At 55.1% G+C, this 20,263-nt stretch carries 22 protein-coding genes, 2 tRNA genes, 1 pseudogene and 1 riboswitch; of the genes and pseudogenes, 17 read left to right on the top strand and 8 right to left on the bottom strand.

The window, feature by feature from the left end:
• Positions 1-10: 10 nt before the first annotated feature.
• A complete protein-coding gene (gene yccX / locus AC0XWG_RS22295; RefSeq protein ID WP_049006717.1) occupies positions 11-292 on the top strand; it encodes an acylphosphatase in 282 nt (93 codons plus the stop codon).
• Here the strand turns inward: yccX and tusE are convergent.
• Both tusE and yccA read right to left on the bottom strand, forming a co-directional pair.
• Complete coding sequence (gene tusE / locus AC0XWG_RS22290) at positions 289-618, bottom strand: sulfurtransferase TusE (RefSeq protein ID WP_028019201.1); 330 nt, start codon at positions 616-618, stop codon at positions 289-291. The two genes, yccX and tusE, sit on opposite strands and share 4 nt — an antisense overlap.
• A gap of 87 nt (positions 619-705) precedes the next feature.
• Complete coding sequence (gene yccA, locus AC0XWG_RS22285; protein WP_023335168.1) at positions 706-1,365, bottom strand: FtsH protease modulator YccA; 660 nt, start codon at positions 1,363-1,365, stop codon at positions 706-708.
• Positions 1,366-1,633: 268 nt separating this feature from the next.
• Here yccA and AC0XWG_RS22280 point away from each other — a divergent pair, with 268 nt between their 5' ends.
• From AC0XWG_RS22280 to AC0XWG_RS22270, 3 genes are all read left to right on the top strand, one after another.
• Positions 1,634-3,262, top strand: a complete 1,629-nt coding sequence (locus AC0XWG_RS22280) for an ABC transporter substrate-binding protein (RefSeq protein WP_128348104.1) — start codon at positions 1,634-1,636, stop codon at positions 3,260-3,262.
• A 130-nt stretch (positions 3,263-3,392) separates the two neighbouring features.
• Positions 3,393-3,480, top strand: a tRNA-Ser gene (locus tag AC0XWG_RS22275).
• Between the two features lie 290 nt (positions 3,481-3,770).
• Complete coding sequence (locus AC0XWG_RS22270) at positions 3,771-4,028, top strand: YjhX family toxin (RefSeq protein WP_028019199.1); 258 nt, start codon at positions 3,771-3,773, stop codon at positions 4,026-4,028.
• A 44-nt stretch (positions 4,029-4,072) separates the two neighbouring features.
• On the opposite strand, the gene AC0XWG_RS22265 is transcribed toward AC0XWG_RS22270, so the two are convergent.
• From AC0XWG_RS22265 to AC0XWG_RS22245, 5 genes are all read right to left on the bottom strand, one after another.
• Positions 4,073-4,909 (bottom strand): alpha/beta fold hydrolase, encoded by an 837-nt coding sequence (locus AC0XWG_RS22265; protein WP_128348105.1) that lies wholly within the window; start codon positions 4,907-4,909, stop codon positions 4,073-4,075.
• Between the two features lie 249 nt (positions 4,910-5,158).
• Entirely contained in the window at positions 5,159-5,377 is a 219-nt protein-coding gene (locus AC0XWG_RS22260) for an acyl carrier protein (protein WP_008499867.1), read from the bottom strand.
• 17 nt (positions 5,378-5,394) lie between these two features.
• A complete protein-coding gene (locus tag AC0XWG_RS22255; protein WP_128348106.1) occupies positions 5,395-6,828 on the bottom strand; it encodes an AMP-binding protein in 1,434 nt (477 codons plus the stop codon).
• Positions 6,825-7,943, bottom strand: a complete 1,119-nt coding sequence (locus tag AC0XWG_RS22250) for an MBOAT family O-acyltransferase (protein ID WP_049008462.1) — start codon at positions 7,941-7,943, stop codon at positions 6,825-6,827. The genes AC0XWG_RS22255 and AC0XWG_RS22250 overlap by 4 nt, the downstream gene beginning before the upstream one ends.
• A gap of 128 nt (positions 7,944-8,071) precedes the next feature.
• Positions 8,072-9,208 carry a D-alanyl-lipoteichoic acid biosynthesis protein DltD gene (locus AC0XWG_RS22245; RefSeq protein WP_028019195.1) on the bottom strand — a complete coding sequence of 379 codons (1,137 nt, stop codon included), beginning with the start codon at positions 9,206-9,208 and terminating at the stop codon, positions 8,072-8,074.
• Positions 9,209-9,487: 279 nt separating this feature from the next.
• Here AC0XWG_RS22245 and AC0XWG_RS22240 point away from each other — a divergent pair.
• Positions 9,488-9,575, top strand: a tRNA-Ser gene (locus AC0XWG_RS22240).
• Positions 9,576-9,616: 41 nt separating this feature from the next.
• Here AC0XWG_RS22240 and AC0XWG_RS22235 read toward each other — a convergent pair.
• Entirely contained in the window at positions 9,617-9,811 is a 195-nt protein-coding gene (locus AC0XWG_RS22235) for a hypothetical protein (protein WP_129324420.1), read from the bottom strand.
• 245 nt (positions 9,812-10,056) lie between these two features.
• On the opposite strand from AC0XWG_RS22235, the pseudogene AC0XWG_RS22230 reads away from it, so the two are divergent.
• The 12 genes and pseudogenes from AC0XWG_RS22230 to AC0XWG_RS22175 all read left to right on the top strand — a co-directional run.
• Positions 10,057-10,506, top strand: a pseudogene (locus AC0XWG_RS22230) (LysR family transcriptional regulator); the annotation flags it as partial.
• A 57-nt stretch (positions 10,507-10,563) separates the two neighbouring features.
• Positions 10,564-11,261, top strand: a protein-coding gene (locus tag AC0XWG_RS22225; RefSeq protein ID WP_223216367.1) for an IS1 family transposase whose coding sequence is annotated in 2 segments (ribosomal slippage) — positions 10,564-10,813 and positions 10,813-11,261 — 699 coding nt in all. Because the reading frame shifts where the segments join, the coding sequence is not laid out codon by codon here.
• Positions 11,262-11,401: 140 nt separating this feature from the next.
• Positions 11,402-11,576, top strand: a riboswitch (cobalamin riboswitch).
• 100 nt (positions 11,577-11,676) lie between these two features.
• Positions 11,677-13,056 (top strand): cobyrinate a,c-diamide synthase, encoded by a 1,380-nt coding sequence (locus tag AC0XWG_RS22220; protein ID WP_475681089.1) that lies wholly within the window; start codon positions 11,677-11,679, stop codon positions 13,054-13,056.
• Positions 13,053-14,012 (top strand): adenosylcobinamide-phosphate synthase CbiB, encoded by a 960-nt coding sequence (gene cbiB, locus AC0XWG_RS22215; RefSeq protein ID WP_475681088.1) that lies wholly within the window; start codon positions 13,053-13,055, stop codon positions 14,010-14,012. The genes AC0XWG_RS22220 and cbiB overlap by 4 nt, the downstream gene beginning before the upstream one ends.
• A 12-nt stretch (positions 14,013-14,024) precedes the next feature.
• Positions 14,025-14,657, top strand: a complete 633-nt coding sequence (locus tag AC0XWG_RS22210; protein ID WP_049008368.1) for a cobalt-precorrin-8 methylmutase — start codon at positions 14,025-14,027, stop codon at positions 14,655-14,657.
• Positions 14,654-15,793, top strand: coding sequence for a cobalt-precorrin-5B (C(1))-methyltransferase CbiD (gene cbiD / locus AC0XWG_RS22205; protein WP_475681087.1), 1,140 nt, complete (start codon positions 14,654-14,656; stop codon positions 15,791-15,793). The genes AC0XWG_RS22210 and cbiD overlap by 4 nt, the downstream gene beginning before the upstream one ends.
• A complete protein-coding gene (locus tag AC0XWG_RS22200; RefSeq protein WP_475681086.1) occupies positions 15,787-16,392 on the top strand; it encodes a cobalt-precorrin-7 (C(5))-methyltransferase in 606 nt (201 codons plus the stop codon). The genes cbiD and AC0XWG_RS22200 overlap by 7 nt, the downstream gene beginning before the upstream one ends.
• A complete protein-coding gene (locus AC0XWG_RS22195) occupies positions 16,382-16,951 on the top strand; it encodes a decarboxylating cobalt-precorrin-6B (C(15))-methyltransferase (RefSeq protein WP_475681085.1) in 570 nt (189 codons plus the stop codon). The genes AC0XWG_RS22200 and AC0XWG_RS22195 overlap by 11 nt, the downstream gene beginning before the upstream one ends.
• Positions 16,944-17,717: a cobalt-precorrin-4 methyltransferase gene (locus tag AC0XWG_RS22190; protein ID WP_475681084.1), complete on the top strand. Its 774-nt coding sequence runs from the start codon at positions 16,944-16,946 to the stop codon at positions 17,715-17,717. Before AC0XWG_RS22195 ends, AC0XWG_RS22190 begins: the two co-directional genes overlap by 8 nt.
• The gene (gene cbiG, locus AC0XWG_RS22185) at positions 17,698-18,753 is read left to right on the top strand and encodes a cobalt-precorrin 5A hydrolase (protein ID WP_475681083.1); all 1,056 of its coding nucleotides are present in this window, start codon (positions 17,698-17,700) and stop codon (positions 18,751-18,753) included. Before AC0XWG_RS22190 ends, cbiG begins: the two co-directional genes overlap by 20 nt.
• On the top strand, positions 18,753-19,478 hold the full coding sequence (locus tag AC0XWG_RS22180; RefSeq protein ID WP_475681082.1) for a precorrin-3B C(17)-methyltransferase: 726 nt from the start codon (positions 18,753-18,755) through the stop codon (positions 19,476-19,478). The genes cbiG and AC0XWG_RS22180 overlap by 1 nt, the downstream gene beginning before the upstream one ends.
• Positions 19,475-20,260 (top strand): cobalt-precorrin-6A reductase, encoded by a 786-nt coding sequence (locus tag AC0XWG_RS22175; protein ID WP_475681081.1) that lies wholly within the window; start codon positions 19,475-19,477, stop codon positions 20,258-20,260. Before AC0XWG_RS22180 ends, AC0XWG_RS22175 begins: the two co-directional genes overlap by 4 nt.
• The last annotated feature ends 3 nt before the right edge of the window (positions 20,261-20,263 follow it).

Raw genomic sequence — 20,263 nt, 5'->3', positions numbered from 1 at the left:
GAGAAGCAAAATGGCAAAAGTCTGCACCATCGCCTGGGTTCACGGTGTCGTTCAGGGCGTCGGCTTCCGCTACAGCACCCAGCGCGAAGCGATTGAGCTTGGGCTAACGGGATACGCGCGAAACATGGATGACGGCAGCGTAGAGGTGGTGGCCTGCGGCGAAGCGGAGCAGGTCGATAAGCTGGTGGCGTGGCTGAAAGCGGGCGGTCCGCGCAGCGCGCGGGTTGATAAGGTGTTAACAGAACCGCATCAACCCGGTCGGGAATACGTTAACTTCGGTATTCGCTACTAAATACACTTCACCGGTTTTGGCAGGCCGGCAATTTTGGTGGCCTGTTTTGCCGGGCCTTTCGGGAACAGACGATAGAGATAGCGGCTGTTGCCTTTCTCTTCGCCGAACTTATTGGCCATGGCTTTGACCAGCATGCGGATAGCCGGAGAGGTGTTGAATTCAAGATAGAACTCGCGGACAAAACGCACCACTTCCCAGTGTTCGGGGGAGAGGGTGATGGCTTCTTTCTCTGCAATCACTTCCGCCAGCGCTTCGCTCCACTGGCTGCTCTCTTTCAGATAACCGTCGTTATCGGTCTCAATCTCTTTGCCTTCAAAACTCAGCATAATCATTCACACGTCAGTCAAAAACCGCAACAGTGTACCAAAAAACAAAGCCCCGCATAAGCGGGGCCAGGTTCACAGCGCTGTGGCTTAATCGCGGCTGGCGAAGCCCAGGATGCTCAGCAGGCTGACGAAGATGTTGTACAGCGACACATACAGGCTCACGGTAGCGCGGATGTAGTTCGTCTCACCGCCGCGAATGATGTTGCTGGTTTCAAACAGGATCGCGCCTGAAGAAATCAGAATAAACACGGCGCTAATCGCCAGATGCAGGGCCGGCAGCTGCAGGAAGATGTTTGCCACCATACCCACCAGCACCACCACGACACCCGCCATCAGCATGCCGCCGAGGAAGGACATGTCCTTACGGGTGGTCAGCACGTAGGCCGAGCAGCAGAAGAACACCAGCGCGGTACCGCCCAGCGCCATGCCGATAAGGTCACCCATTCCGGCAGACAGATACGCGTTCAGCATCGGCCCCAGGATGTAGCCCAGGAAGCCGGTGAAGGCAAACGCGGACAGAATACCGACGGGTTTGTCAGCGGTTTTGTAGGTCAGGAACATCAGACCATACATGCCCACCAGCGTCAGGATCAGCCCCGGAGACGGCAGCATCAGCACGGTGCTGGCGGTTGCAGTGATCGCTGAAAACGCCAGCGTCAGGCTAAGCATGAAATAGGTATTGCGCAGCACCTTGTGGGTACTGAGTAGCGATGTGCGGTCGCGTGAGGAAGTAATTATACGATCCATGAGTCACTCTCTTATGACAGATGTAATTAACGGAAAGAATAGGAAACGGCGCGCCACTCTCAAAGTGGTTTTACCCATCTTTACTCAGTACGTTAGCGCTTGAGGTGGTTATTTCATCTGCAGAAGTCCGTTTCACCAGTATGAACAGCGGTTTGCAAGTATTTATCAGATCAACCTCTTATAGGTTACTGAAAAATATTGCGTTATTACCATTAGAACGCTAAGAGTTATCTCCGGATCGTCATAAACAGACAATAAGGCGAAGGACATGAAACCACAAACACGCACTCACTTTACGCTCTCTTTGCTAACCGCCGGGATTCTGTGCGCCAGCACGGCATCCTGGGCGGCTAACGTGCCAGCAGGAACCCAACTGGCAGAGAAACAGGAACTGGTCAGGAATAATGGCAGTGAACCGGCTTCGCTCGACCCGCATAAAGTCGAAAGCGATGTCGAATTCAATATTATCAGTGATTTATTCGAAGGACTGGTAAGCGTCTCCCCTACAGGCGAAGTCCAGCCCCGACTGGCGGAAAAATGGGAGAACAAGGACAATACCGTCTGGACGTTCCATTTGCGCCCGGGCATCACCTGGAGCGACGGCACGGCCATTACCGCAGATGATGTGGTCTGGAGCTGGCAGCGCCTGATCGACCCGAAAACCGCTTCACCGTATGCCAGTTACCCGGGGAACATGCATATCGCTAACGCGGCCGATATCGCCCAGGGAAAAAAAGCGCCGGATACGCTGGGCGTAAAAGCAATCGATGACACGACGCTGGAGGTGACGCTCACGCAGCCAAACGCGGCTTTCCTCGCGATGCTGGCGCACCCGTCGCTGGTGCCGGTGGATAAAGTGCTGATTGGTCAGTTCGGCGACAAGTGGACCAAACCGGAGCATTTCGTCAGCAGCGGGGCGTATAAGCTGTCGCAGTGGGTGGTCAATGAACGCATCGTGGCGGAGCGCAACCCGCGCTACTGGGATAACGCACACACTGTCATCAACAAAGTAACCTATCTGCCCATCACGTCTGAGGCCTCGGATGTAAACCGCTATAAAGCGGGCGAAATTGATATTGTATATACGGTGCCGATCAACCAGTTCGCTCAGCTCAAGAAAACCCTGGGCACTCAACTGGATGTCTCTCCGCAGTTGGCGACCTATTACTATGAATTCAATACCACCCGGCCGCCGTTCAACGACGCACGCGTGCGTAAGGCGCTGAACATGGCGCTGGATAAAGACATTATTGCCGGGAAAGTATTAGGGCAGGGGCAGCGCCCGGCGTGGCTCATCAGCCAGCCCGATATTGGCGGTGTTAAGCTACAGAATCCGGATTACGCCAGTTGGCCGCTGGACAAGCGCATCGCTGAGGCGAAAAAGCTGCTGAACGAGGCCGGGTATAACGCCAGCCATCCGCTGAGCTTCAACCTGCTCTACAACACCTCTGAATCGCACCAGCGCATCGCCATTGCGGCCAGCTCCATGTGGAAGAAAAATCTCGGCGTGGACGCGAAGCTGCAAAATCAGGAGTGGAAAACCATGCTGGATACCATGCACACCCACAACTTTGATGCGGTGCGCTACGCGTGGATTGCCGATTACGACGATGCGGCGACGTTCCTGAACAACTTCCGCACGGGTGACAGCGAAAACACCAGTCAGTACAGCAACCCGGAATACGATCAGGCCCTGGTTAACGCTGCAAAAGCCAAAACCACGGCTGAGCGCGGCAAATTCTACCAGCAGGCGGAAGATTTACTGGGACGCGATGTGCCGGCTATTCCGGTTTATCACTACGTCCGTACGCATCTGGTAAAACCCTGGGTAGGGGGATTTACGCCGGATAAGCTGGGGTACTATTTCACTAAAGACATGTACATCAAAAAACATTAAGCCAGTGTTGATAAAATCGTCGATGTGTCGTCAGTTCAACCGATTAAACACATTTTGACTATTTTTACAGCGAACGAATGGCTGTCCTCTTTACAGCACACGGTGAGGTGTTTATAGTTCGCCTCACTTAGGAAGTGTGGCCGAGCGGTTGAAGGCACCGGTCTTGAAAACCGGCGACCCGAAAGGGTTCCAGAGTTCGAATCTCTGCGCTTCCGCCAGATATAAACCCCAGGTTACTCGTTGACCTGGGGTTTTTCTTTTTGATTGAACGATCCTGCTCACACTTTTAAAACCTCGTTATTTCCCGGTAAAAACCAGACGTTATCATTCATCTCGTAAATATTTTTTCATCTCTTACCGAGGCTTTGATGCTGGAGAATGTGTTCATCAGATAATCAGTTTCCCGCCCTTCTCAGGACGGACTGATTATCGCTGCGCTTAAACCTTACGCACGCACCTGTGGGTGTGGGCTCGTTTTTACGCATGATGATTACACAGGTTTTCCAGTATGAATTTATCCCGTCAGGAACAACGAACCTTACACGTTCTCGCCAAAGGTGGACGTATTGTGCACGTCCGCGACAGTTCAGGGCGCGTTACTTCCGTTGAGTGCTATACCCGTGAAGGACTGGTGCTGAGCGACTGCACGCTTAACGTCTTTAAAAAACTTCGCACTAAAAAGCTGATCCGTTCCGTGAACGGGCAGCCTTACCGCATCAATACCACCGGGCTGAACAACGTCCGGGCCGAGTTGGATAATCGCTAAGCGAAATAAACAACGCCACCTTTGGGGGGCGTTGAACGTGACGTTTAAGAGCGAATAAAGGCCAGAATATCAGCGTTGATGGTGTCCGCATGGGTGGTATGCATCCCGTGCGGGAAGCCCGGATAAATTTTCAGCACGCTGTTCGCCAGCAGCTTGTCCTGCAGAAGGGCTGCATTTTTATAGGGCACGACCTGATCGTCGTCGCCCTGCATCACCAGAACGGGGACCGTGATGGTTTTTAAATCTTCCGTCTGGTCGGTCTCAGAAAACGCCTTAATTCCCTCATAGTGGGCCCTGGCGCTTCCGATCATTCCCTGACGCCACCAGTTCTGGATCGTACCCTGCGAAACGTCTGCCTCGTCCCGATTAAAACCGTAGAAAGGACCGCTGGCGACGTCGAGGTAAAACTGAGCGCGGTTAGCCGCCAGCGCTTTGCGGAAGCCGTCGAAAACCTCGATGGGCGTTCCGCCGGGGTTCGTCTCCGTTTTTACCATCAGAGGTGGCACGGCGCTGACGAGTACCGCTTTGGCGACGCGGCCCTGCGGTTGACCGTACCGGGCGACATAGCGGGCGACCTGGCCGCCGCCGGTGGAGTGACCGACGTGCACGGCATTGTGCAGATCGAGGCTTTCAACCACGGCTGACGCATCTGCCGCATAATGATCCATATCGTGACCTTCACTCACCTGGTCCGAACGCCCATGACCACGACGATCGATAGCGATAACGCGATAGCCTTCTGCAAGGAAGAAGAGCATCTGGTTATCCCAGTCATCGGCACTCAACGGCCAGCCGTGGTGGAAAACAATGGGTTGAGCCTCTTTTGGGCCCCAGTCTTTGTAGTAAATGTTGACGCCGTCTTTCGTGGTTACGAATGCCATACAGCAGACTCCTCTGTGATAGACAACACGATCGCATGCCGAGTGCAAAGCGAATCATAATGTCTTAATTAAGTTGGCTTTTTATGTTTTCCGTACCGACAGTACTCCTAAAGTGTAGGAGAAAATAAAAGCAGTAGGTTTCATTTCTGTGAAAGGCATTCATTTTGCCTGGAGGCCAGAGGAGGGAGCAAATGAAGGCCCTGGAGCAACCCTCCAGAGCCTTCAGAACAACGCTAATGTCAGGGGCGTTTAGCGGTTTTCTTCAATATAGCGGGCCAGATCCGCCGGGGTTTTCAGCACCGTTGCGACGTCTGTTGGAGGGATCATACAGCCGTAAACGTCCTGCACTTCCAGTACCATGTCGACCGCCAGAATGGAGTCGAGAATGTCGGATTCAATCAGTTCATCGTGAAAGCCCACCTTGCGGGATAACACTTTTTCGAACAGGGCGAGAATTTCTTGTTCCATAATTTTTCCTGGAGTTATTAATTTGTGCGGGCGTAAGCGTCCAGCAACTTGCGGTCAATTTTGCCGTTAGGATTCAGCGGCAAAGCGTCTTTTACGATAATTTGTGAAGGCACCATATAGGGTGGAACTACCTTCGACAGCGAGGTTTTGATCGCCTCCGGCGCCATATCCGTCACGCAGAATGCGGCAATGCGCAGCACGCTGCCGCAGGATTTCATCAGCGGCAGCACCACGGCTTCGTTGATGCCGGACATAGCCAGCAGGCGGTTTTCAATCTCGTTGATTTCAATACGGTAGCCATTCAGCTTGACCTGGCTATCGTTGCGGCCCTGGCAATAGATGAGCCCATCTTCATAGCCCAGATCGCCTGTCCGGTAACCGCGGAACATTTCACTCTCCCGACGCAATAATTTTGCTGCGTTCTCCTGAGGGAGACCGAGGTAGCCGCGCATGACGTTTTTACCCCAGATAATCAGCTCGCCCTCGGCGGAAATTTCCATTCTGCTGTCGGGCATCATGACCCCAACCGGCAGCACGGCGCTGTCGCTGTTGAGGATCTCATCCGTTATCTCGACCACGGTTGTCGCGATGGTCGCTTCCGTTGGGCCATAGGAGTTAATGATTTCGGCCTGCGGGAAACGGCGGCGTAACTGTTTAACCAGCGCTTTATTTAACACTTCACCAATAAAGATAAAGACGTTCAGTGCAGGCAAATACTCACTGTTGAACTGCGGTGAAAGCAGCTGCTGGTATGCAAAAGAGGGGGTGGAAACCCAGGCTGAAACGGCGTTGATTTTCAGTCGCTCCAGCCAGTTCTCTTTCTGAATATCGTCTTTGGCATTCAGCACGATGTGTCCGCCCATTGCCAGATTCGCCAGCAAAGGGATCAGGGAGAGATCAAAGCTGAACACCGCGTGGTTCATCAGGACCGGTTTTTCCGGCAGTGAAAAGTCCTGGCTGACCCATTTCATGAAGTGCCACACGCTTTCACGCCCAATCTGCACCCCTTTAGGCTTGCCGGTGCTGCCTGAGGTAAACATGATATAGGCCAGATCCTGCTCCTCCAGAACCTTGCCCGCCTCGCCGGTGGCAATGAACTGCTTTGTTGCCACGTCATAGTAGTAAGGGGCACTGGCCAGATGGCAGATCTCACGCAGTCGTTCCTGCGGATAAATACAGTCCACCGGGATGTACGGAATGTTGTGCAGCAGGCAGCTATAAATAGCCACCGCGAACTCAGCCTGCTGATGACCGTACAATACCACCGGTGTGCCGTCGCCAGGCTGGCAGCGTCGATAACGCTGCGCCCAGTCCGCCACGGCGGAGGAAAGTTGCAACCAGCTTAAGGCTTCGTCGCTGCCGGTGATGGCCAGCTGCTGCGGAGAGGCAGGATCGAACAATGCTGCACGTAAGAAATCCTGCAGTTCCTGAAGATCAGAGTGATTTTTCATAGAGGTGACATTCCACTAAAGATGTAAAGGGAGCCCGCGGCGCTTCCCAGCGTCAGAATTCGCCCCAAAAACGCAACAGCCGGATACTGCAAGCCGCGGTTCAATGCCGGGCTGCGTTTGGCTGACCACAGCAGCATGTTATGAGCAACAGAAATTGCGCCAAACAGCGCGCCGCTAATGACGTAATGGCGTTCCAGGCCATTCCATGCCCCCATACAGAACAGGGTGCAAAAAATACCGATATTTTGCGCCAGCGTTTTGTTCTGGCGGAAAAAATTGACCTTCATCAGGTTCATATAGACGGGCATAAAGACCACATCACGCAGCCATTCAGACAGGCTGATGTGGAAGCGACGCCAGAAATCCTGCGGGTTTTTCGCAAGAAGCGGCATATTGAAGTTTGCCGGAATATTCAGCCCGAACAGGCGGCCTGCGCCGATGGCCATATTGCTGTAACCTGCAAAATCAAAGTAGAGGTAGGCGCTATAGGCAATCGACATCACCACGCCCACGGTCAGCGTAAACGGCTTATGGCTCCAGGGCTGCACGACAAGCGAATCGATCAGCATGGCAAACAGGAACTTCTGGATAATGCCGGTAATGATTTGCTCTAAGGCCACTAAAAACTGTTCACGGTTAAGTGCAAACACGGGCTTGCTGACATCATTCATCCATGTCCGCCAGCGGTACATAGGGCCAGCCAGGATAATAAAAGGCATAAAGAGATAGCAGAAATAATGCAGGAAATTCTGGCCTTCTTTTTTACTGCGATAGAGCAATACATCAATTGCGCGGAACGTCATAAAAGAGAGGCCAATCATGCCCCAGTGGTTATTTAAGTGTAATTTCACCAGGAACAACGGCAATAATGTTAAAACGACCGCCTGCCACGTTTTTAACCATCCTTTGGCTTTTAACGTGGCGAAAACATAAAAACTGAAAAAAACGGCTACGGGAACAAGGTAATCACCCTGAAAAATATAGCCCCAACCTAATGCTGTCAGTATGGAGAATGCTGATAACCAGGTCAGACGATGGCGTAATACGCGGTTAACCGCCGCAAACACCAGGGCGGATGAAAACAAATAGACAAAAAACATTCCTGAGCTATACATCATTCGGCCTCAGAACTTTTGATATTCAAAATGCAGCTGCATGCTCATGCTGTCATCAACAGAGGTCCATGCGACAACGGTGATTGCCAACAGGAGATAAAGGAAAAAAAGACGGATCGCGATTTTCATCATTTAAAACTCTGTGCAATAAAGCGAATCATAGGAACCCAGGCCAGTTCGGAAGGGTGCAAACGATCCCAGTTCCAGCCATTCTGATAAGGCATGGCGTACATATCTAAATAAGGGATCTGGTTCTTTTCCAGAATGGTTTTAATTTGCTTATCAACCGGGCGGAAGGTATCGGTATTGTAAAGTGCCCAGGGATTAACCGGGTCGACGATAGCAATCACCTGCACGTGACGTTCTTTCAGCAGCTGGACGGTTTTACTGAACGCGGCGATTTGCGCAGGCACGACCGGCGTGTCATCCCACTGTTGCGGTTTACCGTCCTCTTCGTAAATCGTTTTGTCCATCCACAGCGTGGCCGCGCTCTGCTGGCGTTTTTTATTTAACTCGCGCGCGTTCGCCAGCTCTTTATCCCAGTCTGGGGCGATGTGGGTGGTTGGCTGCTGCGGCCAGGGCTGTACCGTCTGGGGCGTGATGTTGAGCAGCGCCAGCCAGTCGTTTTTTATCAGGGTGCAGACGTTCGCAAACTGGAAGCTCAGCTCGTCCCACATCAGATCGGGGTGCCAGCCAAAGACACGCATTTGGCCAAAGGTTAAATGGCTTATGTCTTTACTATCAATATGCTTTAAATAATTAACCAGCAGCGGTCGCGCCTGCGGATCTTTCATCAGCGGATTAAAAATAGAACCGGGGAAATTATCGGCATAGATAGCAGGAGGCAGACCTTTTGAGTAAAAACTGTCAGGTGCCAGAAGCAACACAACTTTACTGTTTGCGTTAAGGCTATTTTTAAAACGTGAGAACAGTAAGAATTGCGTTTCGTCATCGACAAATGCATCGCCATACGCCACGACGGGCTTGTGCAATTGCTTATTAAAGTAATTATATACAGCGTAATGTTCATCTTCAGAGGTGGCGACCTCTGATGCACCGATGAAGAAAATAGCATTCCCTTCTAAGGCATGGGAAATGGTGGCTATTTTTTCCGCTTGTTCTTTAGGTGTGCCCGCCATTGATTTAATCAGTGGCTGAAAGGCGAGGGGCGGATCGAAGCTTGTCACCAACGGGTGAACACACAGGAACAAAATGGCCAGTGTCGCCATCAGGATGTGTAAGCAAAGCGTATTTTTGATTTTCATCATCAACCAGTAAGATTACATGACAGTAATTTTTTGAAGTCTGTTGTCATTTCGATTTATAACAATTACACAACAAAAGGCCATCTGTTTATGTGGCATTCTATACCAGAGCGATTTAAACGGATGAGCGTTGCTGTGTTACGGTATGTACAAGGGTGCAGAGACTGATGTGAGGTAAGCACCTGGGTGACTTTTTGCGCAGTTAAACGCCTGTGGGGAAAAATAGAAAAATTCCTGCTTTACAAGGCGCTAATAGATGTTTATAGTGCGCCTCACTTTGGAAGCGTGGCCGAGCGGTTGAAGGCACCGGTCTTGAAAACCGGCGACCCGAAAGGGTTCTAGAGTTCGAATCTCTACGCTTCCGCCAAATTCGAAACCCAGGTCGTTATGCGACCTGGGTTTTTTGTTTTAGCCGGTTTCAGCATGCGATTCAGTCATGCTGATGTGGCGCTGGAACGGTGTTCTTCCATACACAGTGTGTATCAGCTGCAGGGCGCGCAGCGTGTTGTCAACAGGACAAAAAACCTGCTCAATTTTTAGCATAATGTTTTGTTTTATATTTTTTAACGTCCAGCCCTGGCTATTACTATTTTTAATGCCCATACGGTTTTTCGTATAATAAGACGCTGTCTCCATTACGAGAGACATCATAGTGAACAGGTTCTTAATAATTTTTCATGTTTCATTTAATTTTCTGCAAATAGTTTGGTCTGACACGCAAAACTGATTAAATCATGGTGTGGATCACTGCCGACAGAACATAACTAAAATATAATGGCGGTATCGTTCTGAAGCAGGGTTTATTCGCTTCAAAAAATTACTATTATCCACCATGAATGGAAGACATGATGAGAGGAAAAATCCCCAAGAGCGAGTTGCTGGTGACGTTCGAAGTTGTGGCGCGTCACGAAAGCTATACCCGCGCGGCAGAAGAGCTGGCGTTAACGCAGAGTGCAGTGTTCAGACAGGTGACGGCCCTGGAGGAGTTTTTACACACCTCATTATTTAACCATGCCAAAAAACGGATTTTTCTAAATGCAGCTGGAAAGCATTATCTGAATATCGTGAAAGAGACGCTTAATAGGCTGGAGCGCGATACAAATATGATAATGAGCTGGCAGCCTGCCGTTCAGGTGGTGGAGTTAGCGGTAAATCCTACCTTCAGTACGCACTGGCTGATCCCCAATTTATGGGAGTTTAATAAATTAAATCCTGATATTATTGTCAACATTCACTCGCTGGCTAATATCGGCGATTTTTTAAATCGTGAATACGATGCGGCTATTATGCGCGCAGATTTGGTAATGGTGCCAACTTACTGATTTAGTGTACGATGGTGTTTTTGAGGTGCTCCCGTGGCTTCCATCTCCATCAGTTGTCCCTCCTGCTCAGCTACTGAAGGCGTGGTGCGTAACGGTAAAAGTACTGCCGGACATCAGCGCTATCTCTGCTCTCACTGCCGTAAAACATGGCAACTGCAGTTCACTTACACCGCTTCTCAACCCGGTACGCACCAGAAAATCATTGATATGGCCATGAATGGTGTTGGATGCCGGGCAACCGCCCGCATTATGGGCGTTGGCCTCAACACGATTTTACGTCACTTAAAAAACTCAGGCCGCAGTCGGTAACCTCGCGCATACAGCCGGGCAGTGACGTCATCGTCTGCGCGGAAATGGACGAACAGTGGGGCTACGTCGGTGCTAAATCACGTCAGCGCTGGCTGTTTTACGCGTATGACAGGATACGGAGGACGGTTGTGGCGCACGTCTTCGGTGAACGCACTCTGGCCACACTGGAGCGTCTTCTGAGCCTGCTGTCGGCCTTTGAGGTCGTGGTATGGATGACGGATGGCTGGCCGCTGTATGAATCCCGCCTGAAGGGAAAGCTGCACGTAATCAGCAAGCGTTACACTCAGCGAATTGAGCGGCATAACCTGAATCTGAGACAACATCTGGCAAGGCTGGGACGGAAGTCACTGTCGTTCTCAAAATCGGTGGAGCTGCATGACAAGGTCATCGGGCATTATCTGAACATAAAACACTATCAGTAAGTTGGAGTCATTACCGAGGAAGGCGTCAATTATTCTGGCGCCACATTTTACTCAGCGTGTATTTCATTACGGTTAAGTATTTGCCTAAGATGAAGTGAAACGCCGTAAATAGCATTGCTGTTTTATAACGCGCTATTTTCTCATTATGTAAGCCGACCGGTTTGCCACATTTGTGGTAGGGAAGGGGGTGACAATCCCCCGCAGCCCCCGCTGCTGTGATGCTGACGACCCCGTAATGACCACTGATCGTGAGATTGGGAAGGACGGGCGAGGAGGACGCTAAGCCAGAAGACCTGCCTGTCGGGAACGTTCAACAACTTCGGTGGGAAGTGGGTTGTACTGATGCATCATACAGTCGAAAGACTGGGGTTACGTGTATCTATACCTCCCGACCACCCTGGACAGGATCAGGGCCATGGCGGCAAAGCAGTACGCGTTTGTTCTTGCAGGTACCGGAAGCGGTTGTGGTAAAACCACGGTGACGCTAGGCCTGTTGAGTCTGTTAAAACAGCGTGGGTTACGCGTCCAGCCATATAAAGTGGGCCCTGACTACCTTGATACCGGCTGGCATACCAAAGTCAGCGGTACGTCCTCCCGCAACCTCGACAGCTTCATGCTTCCTGAGCCGATACTCAACGCGCTGTTCTGCGAGCATATGCAGCAGGCGGATATCGCGGTGATTGAAGGTGTGATGGGGCTGTATGACGGCTACGGCACCGACCCGAACTATTGCAGCACCGCCGCGATGGCAAAACAGCTGGGCTGCCCGGTGATTCTGCTGGTGGATGGCAAGGCGGTTTCTACTTCAATTGCCGCCACGGTAATGGGCTTTCAGCGATTTGATCCCACCCTCAATATTGCCGGGGTGATTGTCAATCGCGTCAACAGCGAATCACATTATCAGTTGCTCAAAACGGCAATTGAACACTACTGCACGGTACCCGTCCTGGGTTATGTCCCCCGCGTTGAAGGCGTCGGTTTGCCCGAGCGCCATCTGGGACTGGTCACCGCCCGGGAGTCGGTCGCGGACCTGCAGACCTGGCAGAATTTTTCCGCCATTCTCGAACGTACGCTGGACATCGGGCAACTTCTCTCGCTCAGCCAGATGGCGTCGCTGCCGCAGGGCTCCTGGCCCGCGCTCCCTGACGGGGACGCCGGGCGCGGGTTGACGCTCGCGATGGCCGATGACGAGGCCTTCAACTTCTATTACGCGGATAACATCACGCTGCTCGAACGTACCGGGGTCGACATTATCCGCTTTAGCCCGCTGCGCGATACCCATTTACCTGACTGCCAGATGGTCTGGCTTGGGGGCGGTTACCCGGAGCTGTACGCGGCACGGCTTGCGGAAAACACCACGATGCTTGCCAGCCTGCGGGAGGCGCACCGGCGAGGCGTAGCGATCTACGCCGAGTGTGGTGGGCTGATGTATCTCGGCAGCACGCTCGAAGATAGCGAGGGGGCCACGCACCGGATGGCCAATGTTATCCCCGGCCACAGCAGGATGGGTAAACGGCTGACCCGTTTTGGCTATTGTGAGGCGCAGGCGCGCCAGCCCACGCTGCTGGCCGATAGCGGAGAGGTGCTGCGTGGGCATGAATTTCACTATTCCGACTTCTCTCCCCAAACCCCCGCGGTACTGGCGTGTCGCAAAGTACGCGATGGCGTGACGATGCAGGAGTGGACGGGCGGCTGGCAGGTTGGCAACACGTTCGCAAGCTATCTGCACCTCCACTTTGCCCAACGCCCCATGATGCTCAACCGCTGGCTGACGGCGGCGAGGGGGGCACTATGACCCTGCTGGCCTGGTGCGTCGCGTGGCTGCTCGATGTCACTATCGGCGACCCGCAAAACTGGCCGCATCCGGTGCGCTGGATAGGCAACCTGATCAATGCGATGCAGCGGAGTATTCGCCGCTGCTGTCATAGCGACACGGCGCTACGCGTTGGCGGCGGCGTCATGTGGCTGGTAGTGGTGGGGCTGACCTGGGGCATAGCCTGGGGCGTACTGGCGCTCGGACGGATGGTTCATCCCTGGCTGGGCTGGGCGATTGAAGTGTGGATGATGTTTACCGTGCTGGCCGGGCGCTGCCTGGCAAACGCTGCACGGGACGTTGAAGGTCCTCTGCGAGCGGGCGACCTTGATGAAAGCCGCGAAAAACTCTCCTGGATAGTGGGACGCGATACGTCTCAACTTCAGCCGGAACAGATCAACCGGGCGGTGGTGGAGACCGTCGCGGAGAACACGGTCGATGGCGTTATCGCCCCACTGTTTTTCCTCATGCTGGGCGGTGCGCCACTGGCGATGGCCTATAAGGCGGTGAATACCCTCGATTCAATGGTGGGCTACAAGCACGAAAAATACCGCGCGATCGGCATGGTCAGCGCCCGTATGGATGACCTGGCGAACTATATCCCCGCTCGTCTGAGCTGGCTTCTGTTGAGCATCGCGGCGTGGCTATGCCGTGACGATTTCTCCCGCGCGCTGCGCGTCGGCTGGCGCGACCGCTACAACCACAGCAGCCCCAACTGCGCGTGGGCAGAAGCGACGGTCGCCGGCGCGCTGGGCATCCGGCTTGGCGGACCCAACGACTATTTTGGCCAGCGCGTAGAAAAGCCGTGGATTGGCGACGCGCAGCGCCCGATTGCGGTAGACGACATTTCCCGAACGATTCGACTGATGTGGGTTTCCTCCACCCTGGCGCTGGCGCTGTTTATCGCAGCACGCTGGTTGATGGTTGGCGTGGCCTGAGGACAAGAGACAATGCAATACATCCAGCAACCCCAGGCGATTGAAGCCAAAAGTTTCGACATCATTGGCGAAATCATTCGCGAAACGCGGCCGGAATACCGGTTTGCCAGCCCGCTGCATGAGGCGATCGTCAAGCGGGTGATCCATACCACCGCAGATTTTGACTGGCTGGATATTCTCTGGTTTTCAGATGATGCGCTGGAACAGCTTTGCGCGGCGCTCCGTCGCCCGTCAGTTATCTATACCGATACCACGATGGCGCTCTCCGGGATCAACAAAACGCTGCTGGCGACGTTCGGGGGTGAATGTCGCTGCTATATCAGCGACCCGCGGGTGGTGGCGCAGGCAAAAGCGCAGGGAATAACCCGCTCGATGGCGGCGGTGGATATCGCGGTGACGGAAGAGAGCGAGAAGGTCTTCGTTTTTGGTAACGCGCCAACGGCGCTGTTTCGCCTGCTTGAGCATGATGTTGCCGTCAGCGGCGTGGTGGGTGTTCCGGTGGGTTTTGTGGGAGCGGCGGAATCGAAAGAGGCGCTGACGCACAGCAATTTGCCCGCGATTGCGGCCCTTGGGCGCAAAGGCGGCAGCAATGTGGCGGCGGCGATTGTGAACGCCATGCTCTATTACCTGCAGGGGGCGCGATGAGCGATTCAACCTTCGATGCCCCGGTATGGCATAACGGGAAGGCGTTACGTAAAGGCTACACCACCGGTTCCTGCGCGACCGCGGCAGCGAAAGTCGCCGCACTGATGGTGCTGCGCCAGCATCTTATTCATCAGATCTCCATTGTGACCCCCTCCGGCGTCACGCTATGTCTGAACGTGGAGTCGCCGCACATTGAAGGTCAGCAGGCGATTGCGGCCATCCGCAAAGACGGGGGGGATGACGTCGACGCCACACACGGCATGCTGATTTTCGCCCGCGTGACGCTCAACGACAGCGGCGAGATTACGCTTTCGGGTGGCGAAGGCGTGGGGACCGTCACGCGTAAAGGAATTGGCCTACCCATCGGCAGCGCGGCGATCAACCGCACGCCGCGTCACACCATTGAGTCCGCAGTGCGCGAGGCGATTGGTCCGACGCGCGGGGCTGACGTTGAGATCTTTGCGCCTGAAGGTGAAGCGCGGGCGCAGAAAACCTACAACTCACGCCTCGGGATCCTGGGCGGGATTTCGATCATCGGCACCACCGGTATTGTCACACCGATGTCAGAGGAGAGCTGGAAACGCTCGCTCTCTCTGGAGCTGGAGATTAAACGCGCGGCGGGGCTGGAACGGGTCGTGCTGGTGCCGGGCAATCATGGCGAGCGTTTTGTGCGCGAGCAGATGGGCATTGATGAAGATGTCGTGGTCACCATGAGCAACTTTGTCGGCTACATGATCGAAGAGTCCGTGCGGCTGGGGTTTCGCCAGATAGTGCTGGTCGGCCATCCCGGCAAGCTCGTCAAAATTGCCGCCGGGGTTTTCCACACCCACAGCCATATCGCCGATGCGCGCATGGAAACGCTGGTGGCGCATCTGGCGCTGCTCGGCGCGCCGCTGGAGTTACTGACCCTCGTCAGCGATTGTGATACCACCGAGGCGGCGATGGAGCATATCGAAACCTGGGGTTTTCAGGCTATTTACAGCCACCTCGCCAAACGTATCTGCCTGCGCGTGATGCAGATGCTGCGCTTTACCAAAACACCGCCGACCTGTGACGCCATTCTGTTTTCCTTTGATAACCAGGTGCTGGGTAGCAACCGCCCGGTCGAGGCGATTGCCCGGGAGCTGCAATGTTAACGGTTGTGGGGATGGGACCTGCGGGATTGCATCTGATGACGCCCGCTGCGCGTGAAGCCATTGAGTGTGCCGATGCGCTGGTCGGCGGAAAACGTCATCTGCTGCAGTTCCCGGCGTTTTGCGGCGAGACCTTTGTCCTGGGCGCTAACATTCCGGCGCTGCTGGCCTGGATTGAGGCGCGTCAGGCGAAAAAGGTGGTGATTGTCGCCTCCGGCGATCCGCTGTTTTACGGTATCGGAACGCGAATGGTGGCGCATTTCGGTATTGCGCGCGTGCGCATTATTCCCGGCATCAGCGCAGTGCAGTACCTGTGTGCGCAGGCGGGCATTGATATGAATGAGATGTGGCTCACCAGCAGCCATGGTCGCAGCGTGAATGTGGACGAACTGGCACGGCATCGCAAAGTGGCGATGGTCACCGATAGCCAGTGCGGGCCGAAAGAGATTGCCGCGCAGCTGGTGGCACGCGGTAAGGGCCATCGCTGGATGGTGATTGGTGAAAACCTGGCGATGGAAAACGAACGGATCCACTGGCTGCCCGTCAGTGCGGTCAGTGCCGACTATGAAATGAATGCAGTGGTGATCCTCGATGAAAGATGAACTGTTTTTGCGCGGTGAAACGGTGCCGATGACCAAAGAGGCGGTACGCGCCCTGGCCATCGCAAAGCTTGCGCTGCACTGCGCCAGCCACCTGATTGATGTCGGCGCGGGGACAGGGAGCGTGTCGATAGAGGCGGCGCTGCAGTTTCCCTCGCTGCGCGTGACGGCCATTGAACGTAACCCTGCGGCTCTGCAGCTGCTTGCAGAAAATCGCCAGCATTTTGCCTGTCACAATATCGCTATTTTGCCGGGCGTAGCGCCGTTGCCGGTGGCGGATAAGGCCGATGCGGTATTTATGGGCGGCAGCGGTGGCCATCTGACATCGCTTATTGACTGGTCCATGCGCCAGCTACATCCAGGCGGACGTCTGGTGATGACGTTTATCCTGATGGAAAACCTCAATACCGCGCTGGCCCATCTGCAGCAGATTGGCGCGCAGGACATTGATTGCCTGCAAATGCAGGTCTCCGCACTGGCCCCGCTTGGCAGCGGCCACTATTTCAAACCGAACAATCCCGTTTTTGTTATCGCCTGTCAGAAGGAAGAACATCATGTCTGAGACGTTTGATTCCCGTTGCGTGTGGTTTGTCGGTGCAGGTCCCGGCGATCGAGAGCTCATTACGCTCAAGGGATACCGGCTGCTGCAGCAGGCGCAGGTGGTCATCTATGCCGGTTCGCTTATCAATACCGAACTGTTGGCCTATTGCCCACAGGGGGCGGAATGCCACGACAGCGCGGAACTCCATTTAGAACAGATAATCGACCTGATGGCGGCTGGCGTAATGGCCGGAAAAACGGTGGTACGTTTACAGACCGGTGATGTTTCGCTCTACGGTTCCGTCCGGGAACAGGGGGAAGTGTTGACCAAACGCGGAATCGCCTGGCAGGTGGTGCCCGGCGTCAGCGCCTTCCTCGGCGCTGCGGCGGAGCTTGGGGTGGAGTACACCGTGCCTGAAGTCTCGCAGAGCCTGATTATTACCCGCCTCGAAGGTCGTACGCCGGTGCCGGCGCGTGAACAGCTGGAGTCATTTGCCAGCCATCAGACCTCAATGGCGATTTATCTTTCGGTCCAGCGTATTCATCGGGTGGCGGAACGCCTGATTGAAGGTGGTTATCCAGACACCACGCCCGTTGCCGTCATTTATAAAGCGACCTGGCCGGAAAGCCAGACCGTACGCGGCACGCTGGCGGACATCGCCGACAAGGTACGCGAGGCGGGGATCCGCAAAACGGCGCTCATTCTGGTCGGGAAATTCCTGGGCGAGGAGTATCACTACTCAAAACTCTATGCCGCGGATTTTAGCCATGAATACCGTAAAGCCTGAGTCCATCGCGCTTTTTTGCCTGACCCCGGGCGGCGTGCGGCTGGCGAAGCGGCTGGCGGCGATGCTGCCGGTAACCTGCTTTACCAGCGAGCGTTTGCAGGAAGAGGGCTTTGTTCCCTTCGACGGCGGCTTTGCCCCGGCGGTTCGCGAGGCGTTCACGCACTACCCGTCGCTGATTTTTATCGGCGCAACCGGCATTGCGGTGCGCGTCCTGGCACCGTTAATCCACGACAAACTGAGCGACCCGGCGGTGGTGGTGATCGATGAACGCGGGCAGCACGTGATTAGCCTGCTTTCCGGCCATGCTGGTGGTGCGAATGCGTTAACCCGCCACCTGGCGGGAATACTGGGGGCTGACCCGGTGATTACCACCGCCACGGACGTCAACGAGATGGCCGCGCTGGATACCCTTGCCTTCCAGCTGAATGCCCGAATGAGCGATTTCCGAACGACGGTAAAAATCGTCAACCAGATGCTGGTGAGCCACCAGCGGGTAGGGCTGTGGTGGGATGCGGAACTCGATGACGACGTCAGTCAGTGCGATCGGCGCGGGTTTATCACCGTGAGCGACCTGCAGCACCTGCCGGAACTGGATGCGCTGGTGTGTATTACGCTGCGAAACACGCTGCCGGAACTGCCATTGCCGCACTGGAAGCTGGTCCCTCAGCGGGTCGTGGCGGGCATCGGCTGTCGACGCGACACGCCGTTTCCGCTGCTGGCGACGCTGCTGGCGCGTCAGCTTGAGGCGCAACGGTTCGACCCGCTGGCCCTAAAAGCGATTGGCAGCGTCTCCCTTAAAAAAGACGAAGCGGGCCTGCTCCAGCTTGCCGCCTGCTGGGGTGTGCCGTTTGAAACCTTTACCGCTGACGCGCTGCGTGAGCACGAACATCGCTTTCCGGCTTCACCGTTTGTACGCCAGACGGTTGGAGTGGGGAGCGTCTCGGGACCGGCAGCGTGGCTGCTGAGCCATGGGCAACTACGAGGCGAAACCCTGCGCGAACAGGGCGTCACTATCACTTTGGGAGTTTCACACTGATGTTAACCGTAATTGGAATCGGCCCTGGCTCGCAGGCCATGATGACCATGGAAGCCGTAGACGCGCTGCAGGCGGCAGAAATCATCGTTGGCTACAAAACCTACACCCATCTGGTGAAGGCCTTCACCGGCGACAAACAGGTGATCAAAACCGGTATGTGCAAAGAGATTGAGCGCTGTCAGGCAGCGATCGAACTGGCGCAGGCCGGGCATAACGTCGCGCTTATCAGCAGCGGCGACGCCGGTATTTATGGGATGGCGGGGCTGGTGCTGGAGTTGGTCAGCAAACAGAAGCTGGACGTTGAGGTTCGCCTGATCCCCGGAATGACGGCCAGTATCGCCGCCGCATCTCTGCTTGGCGCACCGCTGATGCACGATTTTTGCCACATCAGCTTAAGCGATCTGCTGACGCCGTGGCCGGTCATCGAAAAACGTATTGTCGCCGCGGGAGAAGCGGACTTCGTCATCTGTTTCTATAACCCGCGCAGCCGGGGTCGTGAGGGCCATCTGGCACGGGCGTTTGAGCTGCTGTCCGCCAGCAAAAGCCCGCAAACGCCGGTAGGGGTAGTGAAGTCTGCCGGGCGTAAAAAGCAGGATAAGTGGCTGACCACGCTGGGCGATATGGACTTTGAGCCGGTCGATATGACAAGCCTGGTGATCGTCGGAAATAAAGCCACCTTCGTTCAGGAGGGGCTGATGATCACCCCCCGGGGCTATGTGCTGTGAACTATGGCGACGTACTGGTCATGGGCGGCACCAGCGATGCCCGCTCGATCTGCCAGCAACTGGATGCGGCGGGCGTGGCCTACACCCTGTCGGTGGCGACGCCCACCGGGCAGTGGCTGGCGGGCGACATTAACGGTCGGGTGCGCTGTGGCCGCCTGGAGCCACAACAGATGGTTGACTGGCTGGCGGAAAACAGGACCCGCTGGGTGATTGACGCTTCGCATCCCTACGCTGAGGTGGTCAGCCGCAACATCCTGACGGCCTGTGAAACGGTGGGCGTGTTACTTAGCCGCTATCAGCGCCCCGAACAGCTCAGCGAGCTGACGCATCCGCTGCTCTACAGCGTGCCGGGAATTGAAGAGGCCTGCGAGATCGCACGGCGGTTTGGCGAACGCGTGCTGTTGACCACCGGCAGTAAAGATCTGGCGCGCTGGCGCGCCGGGCTGCCGGAGAAAACGCTGCTGGCCCGGGTTTTGCCAGTGCCCGAGGTCATCGAGCAATGCGCCGGACTTGGCTTTGGCGTCACCGAGATCTTCGCTATGTGCGGGCCCTTCAGCGCTGAATTTAACGCGGCGTTTTATCGCCAGTGCCGGGCAGACGTGATGATAACCAAAGCCTCCGGTGCGGAAGGTGGCTATCAGGAGAAGGTTCAACCCTGTCTGGATGCGGGCATCCCCTGCATCGTGATTACACGCCCGGCACCGCTGGTGACGGGAGAGGAATTACTGGAAAGTCAGGCCGCATTCGCCGGGCGTTTAGCGCGCTGGCTGGCCGCTGTTTAAGGA

It is taken from the genome of Enterobacter sp. DVT3837 (assembly GCF_056238685.1).
This window is presented reverse-complemented; position numbering and strand designations above follow the sequence as displayed.